Raw genomic sequence first — 18,433 nt, 5'->3', positions numbered from 1 at the left:
ACCGCGGAGCCGGGACGCCCCGCCCCCCGTACCAACACCCGTTGAGTGAGCTCAGCGCTTGACGACGATCGGCTTCAGCCCGAACGAAGACGGCACTGCACGTGCCGCCGCAGCCGCATCCTCGCGGCTGGCGAAGGGGCCGCCGTACAAGCGATTCACCGATCCCACCTTGACCACTTCCAGCTTGCCGACTTCGACACCGGCACCGATCAGCTTTTCGCTCATGGCTTCGGCGGTGCCGGAACGGCCGTAGGCGCCGAGCTGGACGTAGAAACTGCCTCGCGGGACCAGCTTGGCGACCACATTGGACACCTCGGCCACCGCCGCGCTATCGGTCCGCACGCGGTCTTCCAGCATCAACGCAGCGATTTCCGGCGGGGCCGACTGCGCTTCCGAGGTGGCGCTGCGGCGCTCGGACGCCATCCGGATTGGATCATCGGGGAACAGGCGCTCGACCTCCACCTCATGGCTGCCCCTGCCCAGCAGGCCGAGCTTCAGCGCCGCCGTGTACGAGACGTCGACAATGCGGCTGGCGTGAAAGGGACCGCGGTCGTTGATGCGCACCACGACCGATTTGCCGGTCTCGACGCTGGTGATGCGGGCGTAGGAAGGAATCGGCAGCGTCGGGTGCGCCGCCGTCATCTTGTACATGTCATAGAGCTCGCCAGATGAGGTCTTCTGGCCGTGGAACTTCACGCCGTACCAGCTGGCGACACCACGTTGCACGAAGGGATCCCGGTGCAGGATCGGGGTATAGGTCTGGCCGAATACCGAGTAAGGACGGTTGGCCCAGCGCGAATAGGGTTCGTCCTTGACCACCGCATCGGGCAGGTCCATCAGGCCCGGCGGCGGATTGAGGCCGGGGCCGTCGTCCTTGTAGTAGCCGCCGCGCCCGGAATTGGCGGGCGGCAGCTTGGGCACATCCGTGTGTTTCGCCGCGGGATGCTTCCACGGCAGCGGAATCAGGCTTTTACGTTCACCGGAATCGGTGGTGCCGCAGCCCGTCAGTTGCGTTGCGAGCAATGCCAGGGTGATGACCGCAGCAAGTTGTTTTCTTGGAACGGCCATGCACGGTCCCTATTAAATTACGTCTGCACTAGTTTACGATGTCTTTGAATACTCATCAATATACCAGCGCCGAGGCCGAGCGTAATGAAGGCTGTTCCGCCATAGCTCATGAAAGGCAAGGGAACGCCGACGACGGGCAGGATACCGATCACCATGCCCATGTTGACGAAAGCATAAGTGAAGAACATCATCGTGATCGCGCCGGCCAGCAGGCGCGAGAATGTATTCGGAGCATTGGCCGCAATCATCAGCCCGCGCCCGATCAGGAGCAGGTAGACGAACAGCAGGAACAGGTTGCCGACCAAGCCGAACTCTTCCGAATACACGGCGAACACGAAGTCCGTGGTCTGCTCGGGGACGAATTCCAGAGCGCCCTGCGTGCCCTGCAGGTAGCCCTTGCCGAACATGCCGCCGGAACCGATCGCGATCTCGGACTGGATGATGTGGAAGCCCTTGCCCAGCGGGTCGGAGGTGGGATCGATCAGGGTCATCACCCGCTCGCGCTGGTAATCGTGCAGCATCGACCAGGCGATCGGCAGCGCCGCGGCGCCCGACACGGCCAGCGCGATGATGGCCTTCCACGGCAGGCCGGCCAGGAAGATCACGTAGAAGCCCGAGGCGCCCACCATCAGCCCGGTGCCGAGGTCCGGCTGCTTGGCGATCAGGGTAAACGGAATCAGGAGGAGTACGGCGGCGATGACGTAGGTCTTCCAGGTGTTGGCATTGGCGCGCTGCTGGAAGTACCAGGCCAGCATCAGCGGTGTCGCGATCTTCAGGATTTCGGAGGGCTGGATATCGACGCCCACGTAGAGCCAGCGCCGTGCGCCCTTCTTGATAATGCCGAACATCGCCACCGCGATCAACAGCCCCACCCCGACCGTGTAGATCGGCACGGCGAGCCGCATCAGGGTTTGCGGCGGCACGTTGGCCGCGATCCACATGACGGCGAAGGACAACATGAAATTGCGAATCTGGTGCTCGACGCGGTCCGGGTACTCGGCGCCGGCCGAGGTCATGGTGATCACGCTGGTCATCATCAGGATGAACAACACGAGGCCGAGCGGCCAGTCGAAGACCGTGAAATAGGGACGCAGGCGGCGCCGCAGCGAGCGGCGTTCTGGAATGTGCGCCATGACTTATTCCTTTCGAGTACTGGGTACGCCAGGCGTCGCCGGAGCTGCCGCGTGGACGATCGGTGCGGCAGCGGGTACCGCCGGCTGCGCGGCTTTCGGGGTCGCGACCGCGGTGCCGGTAGCCTTGGCGACGCCGGCCCCTTCTTTCGGTATCGGCGGCGCCGGACGCTTGCCCAGCAGGTAGTAGTCAAATGTCTTGCGCGCGATTGGCGCCGCGGTCGAGCCTCCGGAGCCGACGTTCTCGACGATCAGTGCCAGCGCGATGGTCGGCTTGTCGGCCGGGGCGAAGCCGATGTAGAGCGCGTTGTCGCGGTGGCGCTCGTCGATGGCGTTGGCATTGTACTTGGCGCCCTTCAGGCCGATCACCTGGGCGGTACCGGTCTTGCCACCAGAGACATAGCCGGCATTAGCGAAGGCGCGGAAACCCGTGCCGTAGGATTCCTGGGTCACGCCGACCATGGTGTGCTTGATGAAGTCGATGTTCGCCTGCTTGAGCGGGATGCGGCGGGATTCCTTCGGCACCGTCTGGGTGCGCTGCTTGGTGGCGCCGTCCTCGATCAGCTTGACCAGGTGCGGCTTCATCACGATCCCGTTGTTGGCCAGGGTCGAGACCGCGTGCGCCAGCTGGATCATGGTGTAGTCGTTGAAGCCCTGCCCGATCGAAACCGAGATGGTGTCGCCGCCAACCCATTTGCCGGCACGCGGGTTCTTGGCGAAACGCTTGGCCTTCCATTCCTTGGACGGGCGCACGCCGGTCTTTTCGTGCTCGAGGTCGATGCCGGTCAGCTCGCCGAAGCCGAACTGCTTCATGAAATTCGAGATGTTATCGATACCCATCTCGTTGCCGAGCTGGTAGTAATAGGTATCGCAGGATTGCACCACCGACCTGTACATGTCGACCACGCCGTGGCCGCCCGGCTTGACATCGCGGAAGCGGTGCCCGCCCAGGATGTAGAAGCCGGGATCGCGAATGGCGTCCGAGGGCTTGCGAAAACCCATTTCGAGCGCGGCGAGCGACATGAAGGGCTTCAAGGTCGAAGCCGGCGGATAGGTGCCCGACAGCGCGCGGTTCATCAGCGGCCGGTCGAGCGAGGTGTTCAGCTCGTTCCAGCTCTGGGTGTCGATGCCATCGACGAACAGGTTGGGGTCGAAGCCGGGACGCGAGACGTAGGCCAGCACGTCGCCGGTGGAGGGCTCGATCGCCACCAGCGCGCCGCGGTTCTCGCCGAAGGCTTCCTCAACCACCTTCTGCAGCTCGATGTCGATCGACAGGATCAGGTTGCTGCCCGGCGTCGGCGGCGTGCGCGACAGCGTGCGGATGGCGCGTCCGCCGGCGGTACGCTCGACCTTTTCGTAGCCGGTGGTGCCGTGCAGGTAGTTCTCGTACTTCTTCTCGACGCCTTCCTTGCCGATATGCTCGGTGCCGTTGTAGTTGGCATTCAGGCCGTCCTCTTCGAGCTGGGCCTTCTCCTTCTGGTTGATGCGGCCGATGTAGCCGATCACGTGCGAGGCGGTCTCGCCCAGTGGATACTGGCGGAACAGGCGCGCCTGTACTTCCACGCCCGGAAAGCGGAAGCGCTGCGCGGTAAAACGCGCCACTTCGTCGTCGGTCAGCCGGGTACGCAACGGCACACTGGCGAACGTGCGCGACTCTTCCAACAGGCGTTTGAAGCGGCGCCGGTCGCGTGCGTCGATCTCGACCAGCTTGGACAGCTCGTCGATCACCGACTCCATGTTGGCCTGCAGCTTGGACGGCGTGATCTCGAGCGTGTAGGCCGAGTAGTTGCGCGCCAGGACCACGCCGTTGCGGTCCACGATCAGGCCGCGGTTGGGCACGATGGGCACCAGCGCGATACGGTTGCCCTCGGCCTGCAGCGCGAACTGGTCGTGGCGCAGCACCTGCAGCCAGACCAAGCGCGCTACCAGCAGGCCGAAGCAGATGAAGACGAGCGCCACCAGCGCCGTGAGGCGCATGCGAAACAGGTGGATCTCGCGGTCGTTGTCCTTGAATTCGGTCACAGCGGAGAACTCGGTAAATGCGGTCGGATTGGTCAGATCGGCCGGGTATGGTCGCGGTCGACGGCGCGGCGCTGCGGCGCCAGCAATAGCCAGGTAATCACCGGCCACAGGGCGACAGCGACCAGGCTCTCGGCGAAGTGCAGGATGCCGGGGAAGCGGCCCGAGGCAGTAAAGTGGACGAAGGCCTGCACCGCCTGCGCCAGCAGCAGCAGCGGGAACACATGCATGGCCTGGGTCACCAGGCGGAACCACAGCACGCGGCGGTGGATCATGATGGCAAGGTAGGACAGCAGCGTGTAGGCGAGCGCGTTCTCGCCCAGCAGGCTGGCGTCGTGCACGTCCATCAGGAGGCCCATGACGAAGGCGACGCCGATGCCGACCTTGCGCGGCTGGTGGATGCCCCAGAACACGAGCACCAGCGCGACGAAGTCGGGGGCGCCGACCCAGCGGCCCATCGGCAGCAGGTTGAGCATGAAGGCACAGACCAGGCTGAAGGTGATGAACAGCGGGCTGACGGGCAGCAGGATGTAATGCGGACGGTTACCGGGCATTATTGGCCCTCCCTGGTGGCCGGGCTGAGTTTGTTGACCGCAGTCGCCGCGGCGTTGCCGGCAGGCGCCGGCGCTTGCGCGGACGGCGGCGTGCCCCCCCCTGCCGTGACGGCCGGGGTGCCGCCCGGGTTGACGGTGGCGGCCTGCGGCTGGGCCGCGGGCGTGCGGGACGGCGCGGCGGCGCGCGGTGTGGCAGGCGTCGTACCGGCCTGCTGGGCGGGAGGGGCAGCGGCCGGCACGCCTGCGCCGGCCGCGGGCTGCGCCGGCACGCCCTGTGGCGGCAGCGGCGAAGGCGCCAGTGGCGGAGCGGGAATCGGCGCCATGTCCGGCAGCTTGCGGCGCGCGGTGGTGGCGCCCGGCTTGGCTCCGGCCTGGGGCTTCGGCGGCAGGTTCGACTGCGACATGATGATCAGGAGCTGGCGGTTGCGGTCGATGCCGCCCAGCGGCTGGCCGACCACGCGGCCGAAGGTGCCGCCGGCCACGCTCTCGACCTGCACCACCTTGGCCACCGCCAGGCCGGCCGGGTACATGCCGTCCAGGCCCGAGGTGACGAGCACGTCGCCGACCTGGATGTCGGCATTGGCCACCACGAAGCGCAGGTCGAGCAGGCCGGACTGGCCGCGGCCATAGGCGATGCTGCGCAGGCCGCTGCGCAGCACCTGGACCGGGATTGCCTGGTCCCTGTCGGTCAGGAGCGTGACTTCGGAGGTGAACGGGTAGACGCGCGTGACCTGGCCGACCACGCCCGCATGGTCGATCACCGGCAGGCCGGGCACGACATCGTGGCGCGAGCCGCGGTCGATCACGATGCGGCGCGTCGACGGGTCGCGCGCGTCGTACAGGATCTCGGTCATCTGCGCCTGGACCGGCAGGTGCTGTTTCGCATCCATCAGGCGGCGCAGCTGCGCGTTCTCGGCCATCTGGAGCTGGGCCTGCTGCAGCAGGCGCGCCTGCGCCAGCTGCTGGGTCTTGAGCTCGTGCACTTCCTTCTGGAGCGAGGAAATCGAGGAAAAGTAGCCGGCCATGTTGCCGAGCGCCTCGCGCGGCAACAGGGCGGCCATCTGCAGCGGATAGAGGACCGTGGCGGCGACCTGGCGCACCGAGGCCAGGGTCTGGTAGCGCGCGTCGACTACGAGGAGCATCACCGAGATGAGCGCAAAGACGATCGCCTTCACCCGTGCGGGGGCACCCTGTTTGAAAAGCGGCGGAGGACTGTATTGCATGCCCTGTTGGCGTCCTGTCTAGTCGGCGCGCGCTGCGAATGTCAACGCGGGCAGACGCGCGCGGACTGATCCGCACGCCCTGCCCGCTGCAACATCGGCCGCGCCGCTGTTATCGGTGAATTTATTCGTAGGAGAAAATCGAGCCCAGCTTGTCCATGCGCTCGAGCGCCATGCCAGAGCCACGCACCACGCAGGTCAGCGGGTCTTCAGCCACCAGCACCGGCAGGCCGGTCTCTTCCATCAGCAGACGGTCGAGGTCGCGCAGCAGCGCGCCGCCGCCGGTCAGCATCATGCCCTTCTCGGCGATGTCGGCGCCCAGCTCCGGCGGCGCCTGTTCCAGCGCGTTCTTGACGGCCGAGACGATGTTGTTGAGCGGGTCGGTCAGGGCTTCCAGGATCTCGTTGGACGAGATGGTGAAGGAACGCGGGATGCCTTCGGACAGGTTGCGGCCCTTGACTTCCATTTCCTTGACTTCCGAACCAGGGAAGGCCGAACCTATTGCCTTCTTGATGGCTTCGGCGGTCTGCTCGCCGATCAGCATGCCGTAGTTGCGGCGGATGTAGTTGACGATGGCCTCGTCGAACTTGTCGCCGCCCACGCGCACCGAACCCTTGTAGACCATGCCGCCCAACGAGATGATGCCGACTTCGGTGGTACCGCCGCCGATGTCGACCACCATCGAGCCGGTCGCGTCCGAGACCGGCAGGCCGGCGCCGATCGCGGCCGCCATCGGCTCTTCGATCAGGTAGACCTGCGAGGCGCCGGCGCCCAGCGCCGATTCGCGGATCGCGCGGCGCTCGACCTGGGTCGAACCGCAGGGCACGCAGATGATGATGCGCGGCGACGGGCGGAAGAACTTGGAGTCGTGGACCATGCGGATGAACTGCTTCAGCATCTGCTCGGTGACCGTGAAGTCGGCGATCACGCCGTCCTTCATCGGGCGGATGGCCTCTATGTTGCCCGGCACCTTGCCCAGCATCTGCTTGGCTTCCTTGCCGACCGCCTGGATCGTCTTCTTGCCGTTCGGTCCGCCTTCCTGGCGGATCGCGACGACCGACGGTTCGTCCAGCACGATGCCCAGGCCGCGCACGTAGATCAGGGTATTGGCGGTACCGAGGTCGATCGCCAGGTCATTCGAGAAGTAGCTGCGTAAAAAACCAAACATGTGTGTCCTGATTGCGCGGTCCAGCTGCGCGTCAAAAGATTGATCGGGATTGTTCTCGCCGTGCGTGCCTGGCATGAGGGCCACGGCACCGCGGTCTTTCCTGCGGCGGGCAGCCTTTCAGCCCGACAGCGCATTAGCCCGCCATTCTACCTTATAATTCGTCGATTAAATGCTGAAAACGGGTGGTTTTACCCCCCATTTCCGAAGCGAGATCGACGGTGTTTCCAAGGTTTTATCGGACGTAGCGCGCCGTTCGCTGACCGCTTGCCAACTTTCGTTATTAGCCCAACCACATTTTGCACGCGGCGGCAGCCGCGCCCTTTGCCATGTCCCTGACACTTTCAGACGTAAAACGCATCGCCAACCTGGCCCAGCTCGAGATGGACGAAGCCCACGCGGAGACCGCGCTGGCCGAACTGAACGGCATCTTCGCCTTGGCCGAGCAGATGCAGGCGGTGGACACGACCGGTGTTGCGCCCTTGTCGCAGCCGCTGGCGGCCATCATGGCGCTGCCGCTGCGCCTGCGCGACGACGTGGTGACCGAAGAGAACCGCCGCGAGGACTACCAGGCGCCGGCGCCCAAGGCGCAGGACGGCCTGTACCTGGTCCCGAAAGTCATCGAGTAATCCCGCACCCGAGCACCCGCTCCTGCCTCCAGAATCGACACGCACATGCACAACAAGACCATCAAAGAGCTGTCCGCGCTCCTGCAATCGAAGCAGGTCTCGAGCGTCGAACTGACCAGCCACTACCTCGACCGCATCGACGCGAGCAGCCACAACGCCTTCCTGCACCTGGACCGCGAACGCACCCTGGCACAGGCTGCCGCGGCCGACGCGCGCATCGCCGGCGGCACGGCCGGCCCGCTGACCGGCGTGCCGATCGCGCACAAGGACATCTTCGTGACCCGTGGCTGGCGCACCACAGCCGGCTCGAAGATGCTGGCCAATTATGAAAGCCCCTTCGACGCGACCGTGGTCGAACGCTTCAACCGTGCCGGCATGGTCACCCTGGGCAAGGTCAACCTCGACGAATTCGCGATGGGCTCGGCCAACGAGAACTCGGCCTTCGGCGCGGTGAAGAACCCCTGGGATCCGCTGGCAGTGCCGGGCGGCTCCTCGGGCGGCTCGGCCGCCGCGATCGCCGCGCGCCTGGCGCCGGCCGCCACCGCCACCGACACCGGCGGCTCGATCCGCCAGCCGGCCGCCTTCTGCGGCGTCACCGGCATCAAGCCGACCTACGGCCGCGTGTCGCGCTTCGGCATGATCGCCTTCGCTTCCTCGCTGGACCAGGGCGGCCCGATCGCCCAGACCGCCGAGGACTGCGCCCTGCTGCTCAACGAGATGATCGGCTTCGACGAGCGCGATTCGACCAGCCTGACCGTCGAGCAGGGCAACGTGACTGAAGACTACACCCGCGACCTGAACAAGCCGCTGACCGGCCTGCGCATCGGCGTGCCGAAGGAGTACTTCGGCGAAGGCCTGGCGCAGGACGTCGAGCAGGCCGTGCGCGCCGCGCTGGACGAATTCGTCAAGCTGGGCGCCTCCCTGGTCGAGATCTCGCTGCCGAAGACCGCGCTCTCGATCCCGACCTACTACATCATCGCCCCCGCGGAAGCCTCATCGAACCTGTCGCGCTTCGACGGCGTGCGCTACGGCCACCGCGCCGCGGAGTACAAGGACCTGCAGGACATGTACCGCAAAACCCGCGCCGAAGGCTTCGGCCGCGAGGTCCAGCGCCGCATCATGGTCGGCACCTACGTGCTGTGCCACGGCTACTACGACGCTTACTACGTGCAGGCGCAGAAGATCCGCCGCCTGATCGCGGACGACTTCCAGGCCGCGTTCAAGGACCAGTGCGACGTGATCATGGGCCCGGTGGCGCCGACGGTGGCCTGGGACCTGGGCAGCAAGGCCAACGACCCGGTGGCGAACTACCTGGCCGACATCTTCACCCTGTCGACCAGCCTGGCCGGTTTGCCGGGCATGTCGATCCCGGTCGGTTTCGGCCAAGGTGAAAAGAACGGCAAGCGTCCGGTCGGCCTGCAAATCATCGGCAACTACTTCGCCGAAGCCAAGCTGCTGAACATCGCGCACCAGTACCAGCAGGTGACCGACTGGCATACCCGCGCGCCGGAAGGCGTCTGAGCCCGGACCGATAGAAAAGAGAGAACACACTATGCAATGGGAAGTCGTCATCGGTCTTGAGAACCACGTGCAGCTCACGACCAACTCGAAAATCTTCAGCGGCAGCTCGATCCGCTTCGGCGCCGAGCCGAACACCCAGGCCAGCCCGGTCGACCTGGCGCTGCCGGGCGTGCTGCCGGTACTGAACCGCGGCGCCGTCGAGCGCGCGATCCGCTTCGGCCTGGCCGTCGGCGCCAAGATCGCGCCGCAGTCGGTCTTCGCCCGCAAGAACTACTTCTACCCCGACCTGCCGAAGGGCTACCAGATCAGCCAGTTCGAGGACCCGGTGGTCCAGGGCGGCACCATCAGCTTCGCCTACGAAAAGGACGGCAAGCTGGAGACGAAGACCGTCAACCTGACCCGCGCCCACCTGGAAGAGGATGCCGGCAAGTCGCTGCATGAGGACTATGCCGGCATGAGCGGCATCGACCTGAACCGTGCCGGCACGCCGCTGCTCGAGATCGTGTCCGAGCCGGAGATGCGCAGCGCCGCCGAGGCCGTGGCCTATGCCAAGGCCTTGCACTCGCTGGTGGTGTGGCTGGGGGTCTGCGACGGCAACATGCAGGAAGGCTCCTTCCGCTGCGACGTCAACGTCTCGGTGCGCCCGGTCGGCCAGAAGGAATTCGGCACCCGCTGCGAGATCAAGAACCTGAACTCCTTCCGCTTCATGGAAGAAGCGATCCACTACGAAGTGCGGCGCCAGATCGAGCTGATCGAAGACGGCGGCAAGGTGATCCAGGCCACCCGCCTGTGGGACCCGGACAAGAAAGAGACCCGCTCCATGCGCACCAAGGAAGACGCGCAGGACTACCGCTACTTCCCGGACCCGGACCTGCCTCCCCTGGTCATCGGCCAGGACTGGATCGAGCGCATCAAGGCCGACATGCCGGAACTGCCGGGCGCCCTGCGCGCACGCTTCACCGGCGAGTACGGCCTGCCGGAGTACGACAGCCTGGTGCTGACTTCCTCCAAGGCCATGGCGACCTACTACGAAGCCGTGGTGTTAGCTGCCGGCAAGGAAAACGCGAAAGCCGCCGCGAACTGGATGATGGGCGACGTTTCGTCGACCCTGAACCGCGAAGGCGTCGAGCTCGACCAGTCGCCGGTGAGTGCCGCCCAGTTGGCCCTGCTCCTGAAGCGCATCGCCGACGGCACCATCTCGAACAAGGCCGGCAAGGAAGTCTTCGCCGCCATGTGGGAAGCAAAGTCGGATGACGTGAACCTGGCCGACACCGTGATCGACCAGAAGGGCCTGAAGCAGATCTCGGACACGGGCGCGCTGGAAGCGATCGTCGACGACGTGCTGGCCGCCAACGCCAAGTCGGTCGAGCAGTACCGCGCCGGCAAGGAAGCCGCGATCAACGCGCTGATCGGCCAGACCATGAAGGCATCCAAAGGCAAGGCCAACCCGGCCCAGGTGACCGAGCTGCTGAAGAAGAAGCTGGCAGGCTGACGAAGCTGCTTGAACAAAAAAACCGGAGCATGCTCCGGTTTTTTTACGCTTTCAGATTCAGACGCCGTAGCGCGTGCGGTAAGCCGCAACGGCCTCTTTATGCGCACCCAGGTCGGCGCCGGCCTCGTTCGAGAGATAAGTGAACAGGTCGTCCAGGTTGGCGATCGAGATCACCGGGATGCCGAATTCCTGCGACACCTGCTGCACCGCCGAGTGCTCGGACAGCGCGCCGTCCTTGCCGGAACGCTCCATGCGGTCGAGCGCGATCAGCACGGCGGCCGGCTCGGCGCCGGCGGCGCGGATCATGTCGACCGATTCGCGCACCGAGGTGCCGGCCGAGATCACGTCGTCGATGATGACCACCTTGCCCGCCAGCCTGGCGCCGACGATGGTGCCGCCCTCGCCGTGGTCCTTGGCTTCCTTGCGGTTGTAGGCAAACGAGGTGTTGCGGCCCTTGGCGGCCAGCGCCACGGCGGTAGCGGATGCGAGGGTGATGCCCTTGTAGGCCGGGCCGAACAGCATGTCGAACTGCACCCCCGAATCGAGCAGGGTCTGCGCATAGAACTGCGCGAGCTGGCCCAGGGTCGCGCCGTCGTGGAACAGGCCGGCATTGAAGAAGTACGGCGACTGGCGCCCGGCCTTGGTGGTGAATTGACCGAACTTCAATACCTCGGCCTTGACCGAAAATGCAATAAATTCCTGGCGCAGGTCGCTCACGTGCTTCTCCTGAAGATTCAAAAGCCCGTATTGTAAACCGCGCGCCTGAAGCCGCGCAGCTTAGGTCGACTCACTCCTGGCGCGGCTGGTCTCGGGCCTGTCCGGCAGTTGCTTGCGCTTTCGAGGGCTGCAGGATGCCCAGACGACGGGTGCGCACACTCCCTGTGACGTCGACTACCACGGCCATCACTCCATGGCGCTTGCCGCTAGCCTGGTACAGGGCCTCCAGGTCAATCTTGAAAAAGCGCTCCTCCGGCATGCCGTCCGCATTCGGCAGCACCAGGCCCAGCTCCCTCCCGCACCAGGGCTGGCCGGTCTCGAACACGTGCTCCAGCGCCGCTTCGACCTCGCTATATCGCAGTTGCGGCAACGCCTCGACCAGCCGCTTGCCGACCAGTTCGCGTCGGCCAAACAGGTCGCAGAAGTGCCGGTTGGCGAGGCGAAAGCGCAGATCGGGCGCCATGAAGAGGGCCACGGCTATCGGAGAGTTGAGCAGAAGCCGGTCGCGTTGCGTCAGTACTCCGGCACTCTCGTTGCGCTTGGTGTCGTCCCGTGTGATACAGGCGCTGTAACGTAGCCTGCCATCCTCGAAACAGCTGCTCGAACACATCTGCACGTGGCGGATCGTGCCGTCCTTGCACCTCAGCCGTGCCGGCTGGTCGACCAAGACGCCGCCCGACAGCAAGGTGTCCAGAATCAGGTCGACCATCTCGACGTCGACATGGAAGTTGGCGATGTGGCGACCTACGTACTCTTCCCAGCGGTAGCCGAGCATCTGCAGTTCGGCGCGGTCGGCCCAGAGAATAGTGCCGTCGGGACCCACGTGGTGCATGCCCTCGACGGCGTTACCCGGCCCCTGTTCCTGCCGATACCCCGACGCCTCCCCCCCGAGCGCAATTTCCATCTGTTCGCGACGCGCCTGCTCGAGCGAGCGTCCCTTGAGATCAAGATTGACGCCGTGCACCGTGCTGCCACAGGCATGACCGTGCTCGCCGCAGATGTCCTCAAAAACCTGGGCCTGGGCCGCATCCGGGAACACGCGCCAGGGATAAGCGCAGAAGAAGGTCAAGCGGTAGTCCGCGCACAGGCAGTTCAACAGCTGCTCGAGCCGCAGTGCGGCTTGGTATCGGCCCTGGGCGCACAGCAGCGCGGCCATCTCGACGAAAATATGTATTGGGCCGGCGCTCGCTGAGGCGTTGGACAACAACGGCCCCAACACGGCGCGAAAACGCGGCTCATCGGGCCAGCCATCGACCAGCAACTGCGCGAGGGTGTCTTTGGCGTCGAGAAACACCACGCCGCTTGGGGCAGCCAGCAGGTCCCGGATCCCCGCGCAATGGCTCGCGGTAGCGATCACGATGCCGGTGCCAGGCGCAGCCAACGCCCTGTCGATGAAACCGGCGACTTCGGCCAGCAAGGGGGCGTCGTCGGCATAGAACCGAACAATGTGGGAAACATCACTGTCGGGAAAAACACTGTGCGTATCGATCTTCATGGGTCTTGCTTAGAAAGTGAAGTAACAACACACATCCTAATTTCCAAAAACTTAGAATCGTGCGATGACGTAGACCAATAGTCTAGCATGGTGCAACGCAGCAATTTTTCACTTTACTTCGACAAGGATCAAGTTCCTGATGGATACAAAACGCGCTAAACTGTGGATGTATTTGGCCGTAAGCCGGCTATCATTTCCATCCCAACACGATCCATGCCAAGAATCATCTCTGCTAATCTGAACGGTATTCGTTCTGCGCACAAAAAAGGTTTCTTCAACTGGCTCGCCACCCAGTCCGCCGATTTCATTTGCGTGCAGGAACTGAAGGCGCAGCAGGCCGACATGACCGAGGAATTCCTCTCGCCCCACGGCTACCACGGCCACTTCCACTACGCCGAGAAGAAAGGATATTCGGGCACGGGCGTCTACAGCCGCGTCGCGCCGGACAACAGGCGCATCGGCTTCGGCTGCACGGAATTCGACGCCGAAGGCCGCTACACCCGCTGCGATTTCGGCAACCTGACCGTCATCTCGGTCTACTGCCCGTCCGGCTCCTCGTCGCCGGAGCGCCAACTGGCCAAGTTCCGCTTCATGGAAGTGTTCCTGCCGCACCTGCAGGAGCTAAAGGCGGAAGGCCGCGAGGTCGTCATCTGCGGCGACTGGAACATCGCGCACAAGGAAATCGACCTCAAGAACTGGAAGGGCAACCAGAAGAATTCCGGCTTCCTGCCGGAAGAACGTGCCTGGATGACCCGCATCTTCGACGAGGTCGGCCTGGTGGACGTGCACCGCGTGGTCCACCCGGACGCAGAGCATTACACCTGGTGGAGCAACCGCGGCCAGGCCTATGCGAAGAACGTGGGCTGGCGCATCGATTACCACGTCGCCACCCCGGGAATGGCCGCATGCGCCAAGAATGTGTCGATCTACAAGGACGAGCGCTTCAGCGACCACGCCCCGCTGATCATCGATTACGATCTCTAATACTTCATCTAGGATTTAGAAGCTCAGCTTCTAAATCCTGACCTGCGCCTGCCCCCATTCCGGGGGGATTCGCTGTCGAAATGATGCGAAAAAGCATTATTTCGGCTGCTTTAGCGAAATGGCATGTCTGTTTGTTGATACTATCCGCGTGGCAACTTTCAGACCAGAATGTTCCATTGACGGAACAACAATACGCGCAGGCCATGTCCACGACCACAACTACTTCCTCCACCTTCCCGACCACCACAGCACGGACAGTCGACGGGGTGACCCGGATCGACCTGAATTTCGCGACGACGATGGGCAAGGGCAGCGGCTCGATCTTCGTCACCGACGGGGCCGTGCAGACCGTGATCGACCGCGTCAGCGGCGAGCCCAAGCTGCGTGTGGTGGGCGCTACGTTCACGAAAGAGATTCCGCTCGACCAGGTCAGCGTCAGCGGCACCCACGTGAGCTTCAACGCGGCCGGCCTGCCGGCGGGCGCCACCCTGAACGTCTATATGGCTGCGGGCACGCTGCTCAGCGGCGGGAAGGCGCTAGGGGCCATCACGGTGCCGGGCAGCGCCGCCTTCACCATGCCGGTGGGCGAGCCGGTCCTGGCCTTGAGCGCGACGGTGTCGATTGCGGACGGCGTGTTGAAGGCCGGCGCGCCGCTCGAGATGGTCGTGCGCTTTTCACATGCGGTCAATGAAGTTCCCCTCTCCGTCTTCGACGCCGAACATGCGCGGGTGGAATACGTATCGCGCAGCACGGACGGCCTGACCTGGCGCTTCCGCCTGGTGCAGGACGACAGCGTCGATTCCGCGGCCAATGTCGTGCGCCTGAACCTGGCCGGCGTGCAGCCGCGCGACACGCTGCCGCACAGCGGCACTGTCGCATCCTCGCCCTATGCGGTCGACACGCTGGTCGACTCCCATGTCGGCGCCCAGATCCTGCTTATCCATGACAACGGCGCCAGCGCGAGCGACGGCATCACCAACGACCCTCGCCAGGTCGTTTCCGGCACCCTGGTCGGCACCATCGACGAAGGCGAGCACCTGGAACTGGTCATCAACGGCCGCACGGTCAACCCATCGAAGATCAGCTTTGCCACCAAAGGCGGGGTCACCACCTGGCGCTACGACAGCGAGAGCGAGCGCGCCGGGGACGAGCCGCCCCATCTTTTCCGTGACGGACCCAACAAGATCGAGGCACGCGTCATCGGCAATGGCCATGCCAGCCCGACGGCGACACGCATCATCACGGTGGACACCGATGCGCCCGGCGTGGACAGCGCACCCGTCGGCGACGTTGCCATCGACCTCGATGCCGACCTGGTGATTACCTTCACCGAAGCCGTGTACTGGTTCGCCGATCTTGAAAGCAGCGACCCCGACTACAAGGAAGACGTGCTGACGATCTGGATCGGCGACGGCCACCGCCGCATCCCCTTCGACACCGGCTGGCTGTCGGAGGACGGCCTCACCCTGCGCATTCCGGCAGCGGTGCACCAGCTCATGCTCGACACCGGCTACAACATCGTCCTGCCGCGCACGCTGGCCGACATCGCCGGCAATCCCTTCGGCGAGTACGAGATCTACTTCCATACCGACGACGGTTTCGCGCCCAGCGCCGACCGCGTGACCGTGTACGGCTCCGACGCCTACTACCGTGCCGGAGAAGAGATCCAGTTCTACGTCAGCTTCAGCGAACATGTGGACGTGGCGGGCGACACCGCGCCTTCGCTCATCCTCAGCAACGGCAAGCGGGCCGTGTTCGAGGGCGCGTACGGCAGCGAGATGCTGTTCACCTACAAGGTGGAAGCCGGCGACGACATCGCCAGCCTGCGCATTGCCGACACCTCGCTCCTGGCGGGCAGGGTGGCCGACCTGTCGGGCAAGCTGCTGGACGCGGCCCATATCGACTTCAGCGACGGCATCTACAACGGCAGCGGCTATGGAGGCAAGATCGACCTCGTGGTCGATACCGTCGCCCCCACGGCCCCGACCGCCGCCACCCTGGCTGCGGCAAGCGATTCCGGCACGCTGGGCGACAACATCACCAACGACGCCTCCCCCGCCCTGCACGGGAAAGGCGAAGCCCATGCGCGCATCAGCATCTACAAGGGCACGGCCTGGCTCGGCAGCACCACCGCCGACGCCGCCGGCGTGTGGAGCATCGGGTCGATCTTCCCACTCGAGAACGGCGTGCACGCGCTCACCGTCGTCCAGCAGGACCGCGCCGGCAACAAGAGCCCCGCTTCCAGCGCGCTGACGCTGACGATCGACACCGCGATTCCGGTCGCGCCGGCGGCGCCGCTGCTGGATGCCGGCAGCGATTCCGGCACGCCGGGGGACGGCAGCACCAGCGACAATACGCCCACCTTGTCCGGCACTGCGGAAGCCCATGCCACGGTCGAGATCTACGAAGGCAGCACCCTGCTCGGCAGCGCCACCGCGAATGCTTCCGGCGCCTGGAGCGCGACCGTCGGATCGGGCACGCCGCTGGCGGATGGCCTGCACAACATCACGGTCAGGCAGGTGGACCGCGCCGGCAACAGGAGCGACGCCTCGCCTGCCCTGGCGCTGACGATCAACGGCGGCACGACGGGCGGGCCGACCGCACCGGCGGCGCCGGCCGCACCGGTGCTGGCCCCGGCCAGCGACTCGGGCATGCTGGGTGACGCGATCACCAACGACAATTCGCCGACCCTGTCCGGCATGGCCCTGGCCCATGCCACGGTCGAGATCTACGCAGGCAGCGTCCTGCTCGGCACCACCACTGCGAATGGCGACGGCGCCTGGAGCGCGCTACTTGGCAGCGCGACGGCTCTGGCGGACGGCGTGCGCGATATCACGGTCAGGCAGGTGGACGGCGGCGGCAACCGCAGCGCCGCTTCCGCGCCGCTGACGCTGACGATCGATACCGTTGCGCCGGTGGCTCCCACCGTTCCGGCGCTGACACTCGAAAGCGATACGGGCAACTACGGCGATCGCGTCACCAGCGACAACTCGCCCACGCTGTCCGGCATCGTCGAAGCCTATGCCAGGGTCCAGCTCTACGAAGGCACGACCCTGCTGGGGACGGCCGATGCCGATGCCGACGGCCTGTGGTTCGCGACCCTTGGCGCGACGACGCCGCTGTCAGACGGTAAACACGGCATCACGGTGAAGCAGGTCGACCGCGCCGGCAACGTCAGCGCCGCATCGTCGCCACTGGAGCTGACGATCGATACCAAGGGGCCCGGCGCCCTGCCCAATGCCATCCTCGACAGCGACACCGGCATCTCGGACAGCGACGGCATCACGAACGAGCGCTACGCCGTCCTGCGCGGCAGCGGTGCGGAACCGTACACGCAGGTCAAGATCTTCGCCGGTTCGGCCGAACGCGGCAGCGGCTACAGCGACGGGACCGGCAACTGGATTGCCTATGTGAGCTCGCCGCTGGCGGAAGGCGAGCACACTTTCACGGTGCGCCAGGTCGACGTGGCTGGCAACCTCGGCGCCGAATCGCCCCCGGTCCGCTTCGTGGTCGACCTCACCGGCCCGGCCAGCGCGCCGCCCAAGCCGCTGCTGGCGACCGCGAGCGACACCGGCGCCTCGAGCAGCGACGGCATCACCAACGACACGACCCCGACCTTCATCGGCAGCGGCGCCATGGCCAACAGCGTCGTGGCGCTGTTCGTGGACGAACGCAAAGTGGGCGAGACGGTCACGGACGCCTTGGGTAACTGGACGATCACCAGTACCGTCCTCGGCGAGGGCTATCACAGCGTCGGCCTGAAACAGTTCGACGTCGCGGGCAACAAGAGCGGCTATTCGGAATCGTTCAACCTGCAGATCGATACCACAGCACCGGCCAAGCTCGCCGCGCCGGACCTGGCCGAGGCCAGCGACACTGGCAGTTCGACCATCGACAACATTACCAACGCCACCACACCGACTTTCACCGGCAGCGGCGCGACAGTGGGCGGCCAGGTCGCCCTGGTCGTGGGGAACAGCGAGGTCGGCCGCGTTAGCGTGGACGCCACCGGCAACTGGTCGATCACCAGCAGCGCGCTGGCGAACGGCGTCCACCAGGTACGCGTGCGCCAGTTCGACCTGGCCGGGAACCAGGGGCCCGATTCGGATCCGCTGAGCGTGACCATCGACACCGTGGGCCCGTCGCTGACCATCCTTAACGGCAGCCTGATCGGCCGCCGCTTCGACCTGAGCTTCAACGAAGCAATCCGCTTCCACCCGAGCGGCCGGTTCGAACTACAAGGCACCAGCAGTTCCGAAGTCTACGACGCAGGAAACGGTGGCAATGGTTGGGAGATCACTGGAGGCAATGTGCTGAGCTTCAACATCTCGCTCACCGGGCTGCTGCGGATGCAATGGGAGAGCAACACCGTGACCGACCTCGCGGGCAACGCCGCCGTCATTGGGGTGCCGGAATGGGAATTCTCGATCTTCTGACCC

13 protein-coding genes are annotated in these 18,433 nt (G+C 65.1%); 5 read left to right on the top strand and 8 right to left on the bottom strand.

The genetic code is table 11. From position 1 onward, the window contains the following. Positions 1–51: 51 nt before the first annotated feature. The 6 genes from MA09_RS09990 to MA09_RS09965 all read right to left on the bottom strand — a co-directional run bounded on the left by MA09_RS09990 (position 52) and on the right by MA09_RS09965 (position 7,159). A complete protein-coding gene (locus tag MA09_RS09990) occupies positions 52–1,068 on the bottom strand; it encodes a septal ring lytic transglycosylase RlpA family protein (protein WP_036247677.1) in 1,017 nt (338 codons plus the stop codon). A 17-nt stretch (positions 1,069–1,085) separates the two neighbouring features. Continuing rightward, positions 1,086–2,201 (bottom strand): rod shape-determining protein RodA, encoded by a 1,116-nt coding sequence (rodA, locus tag MA09_RS09985; RefSeq protein ID WP_036247675.1) that lies wholly within the window; start codon positions 2,199–2,201, stop codon positions 1,086–1,088. 3 nt (positions 2,202–2,204) lie between these two features. Beyond that, positions 2,205–4,220 (bottom strand): penicillin-binding protein 2, encoded by a 2,016-nt coding sequence (gene mrdA / locus MA09_RS09980; RefSeq protein ID WP_036247672.1) that lies wholly within the window; start codon positions 4,218–4,220, stop codon positions 2,205–2,207. Between the two features lie 32 nt (positions 4,221–4,252). Then, entirely contained in the window at positions 4,253–4,771 is a 519-nt protein-coding gene (gene mreD, locus MA09_RS09975) for a rod shape-determining protein MreD (protein ID WP_036247670.1), read from the bottom strand. Further along, positions 4,771–5,994, bottom strand: coding sequence for a rod shape-determining protein MreC (gene mreC / locus MA09_RS09970; RefSeq protein ID WP_081897531.1), 1,224 nt, complete (start codon positions 5,992–5,994; stop codon positions 4,771–4,773). The genes mreD and mreC overlap by 1 nt, the downstream gene beginning before the upstream one ends. A 121-nt stretch (positions 5,995–6,115) precedes the next feature. Beyond that, the gene (locus tag MA09_RS09965) at positions 6,116–7,159 is read right to left on the bottom strand and encodes a rod shape-determining protein (protein WP_036247668.1); all 1,044 of its coding nucleotides are present in this window, start codon (positions 7,157–7,159) and stop codon (positions 6,116–6,118) included. Positions 7,160–7,485: 326 nt separating this feature from the next. On the opposite strand from MA09_RS09965, the gene gatC reads away from it, so the two are divergent. The 3 genes from gatC to gatB are packed head-to-tail and all read left to right on the top strand — an operon-like array spanning position 7,486 to position 10,798. Further along, positions 7,486–7,785, top strand: a complete 300-nt coding sequence (gatC, locus tag MA09_RS09960) for an Asp-tRNA(Asn)/Glu-tRNA(Gln) amidotransferase subunit GatC (RefSeq protein ID WP_036247667.1) — start codon at positions 7,486–7,488, stop codon at positions 7,783–7,785. Positions 7,786–7,830: 45 nt separating this feature from the next. Beyond that, complete coding sequence (gene gatA / locus MA09_RS09955; RefSeq protein WP_036247666.1) at positions 7,831–9,306, top strand: Asp-tRNA(Asn)/Glu-tRNA(Gln) amidotransferase subunit GatA; 1,476 nt, start codon at positions 7,831–7,833, stop codon at positions 9,304–9,306. Between the two features lie 31 nt (positions 9,307–9,337). Then, complete coding sequence (gene gatB / locus MA09_RS09950) at positions 9,338–10,798, top strand: Asp-tRNA(Asn)/Glu-tRNA(Gln) amidotransferase subunit GatB (protein ID WP_036247665.1); 1,461 nt, start codon at positions 9,338–9,340, stop codon at positions 10,796–10,798. Positions 10,799–10,855: 57 nt separating this feature from the next. On the opposite strand, the gene pyrE is transcribed toward gatB, so the two are convergent. Both pyrE and MA09_RS09940 read right to left on the bottom strand, forming a co-directional pair. Beyond that, the gene (gene pyrE / locus MA09_RS09945) at positions 10,856–11,515 is read right to left on the bottom strand and encodes an orotate phosphoribosyltransferase (protein WP_036247663.1); all 660 of its coding nucleotides are present in this window, start codon (positions 11,513–11,515) and stop codon (positions 10,856–10,858) included. Positions 11,516–11,585: 70 nt separating this feature from the next. Next, positions 11,586–13,010, bottom strand: a complete 1,425-nt coding sequence (locus MA09_RS09940) for a PAS domain-containing protein (RefSeq protein WP_051933351.1) — start codon at positions 13,008–13,010, stop codon at positions 11,586–11,588. A 213-nt stretch (positions 13,011–13,223) separates the two neighbouring features. Here MA09_RS09940 and MA09_RS09935 point away from each other — a divergent pair, with 213 nt between their 5' ends. Then, on the top strand, positions 13,224–13,994 hold the full coding sequence (locus MA09_RS09935; protein WP_036247661.1) for an exodeoxyribonuclease III: 771 nt from the start codon (positions 13,224–13,226) through the stop codon (positions 13,992–13,994). A gap of 203 nt (positions 13,995–14,197) precedes the next feature. After that, positions 14,198–18,430 (top strand): Ig-like domain-containing protein, encoded by a 4,233-nt coding sequence (locus tag MA09_RS09930; protein ID WP_152594615.1) that lies wholly within the window; start codon positions 14,198–14,200, stop codon positions 18,428–18,430. The last annotated feature ends 3 nt before the right edge of the window (positions 18,431–18,433 follow it).

The organism is Massilia sp. BSC265, assembly GCF_000740675.1.
In the GTDB taxonomy this organism is placed as follows: Bacteria; Pseudomonadota; Gammaproteobacteria; order Burkholderiales; family Burkholderiaceae_D; genus Telluria.
The sequence above is the reverse complement of the archived record's forward strand: the minus strand, read 5'-3'. Positions and strand labels throughout refer to the sequence as shown.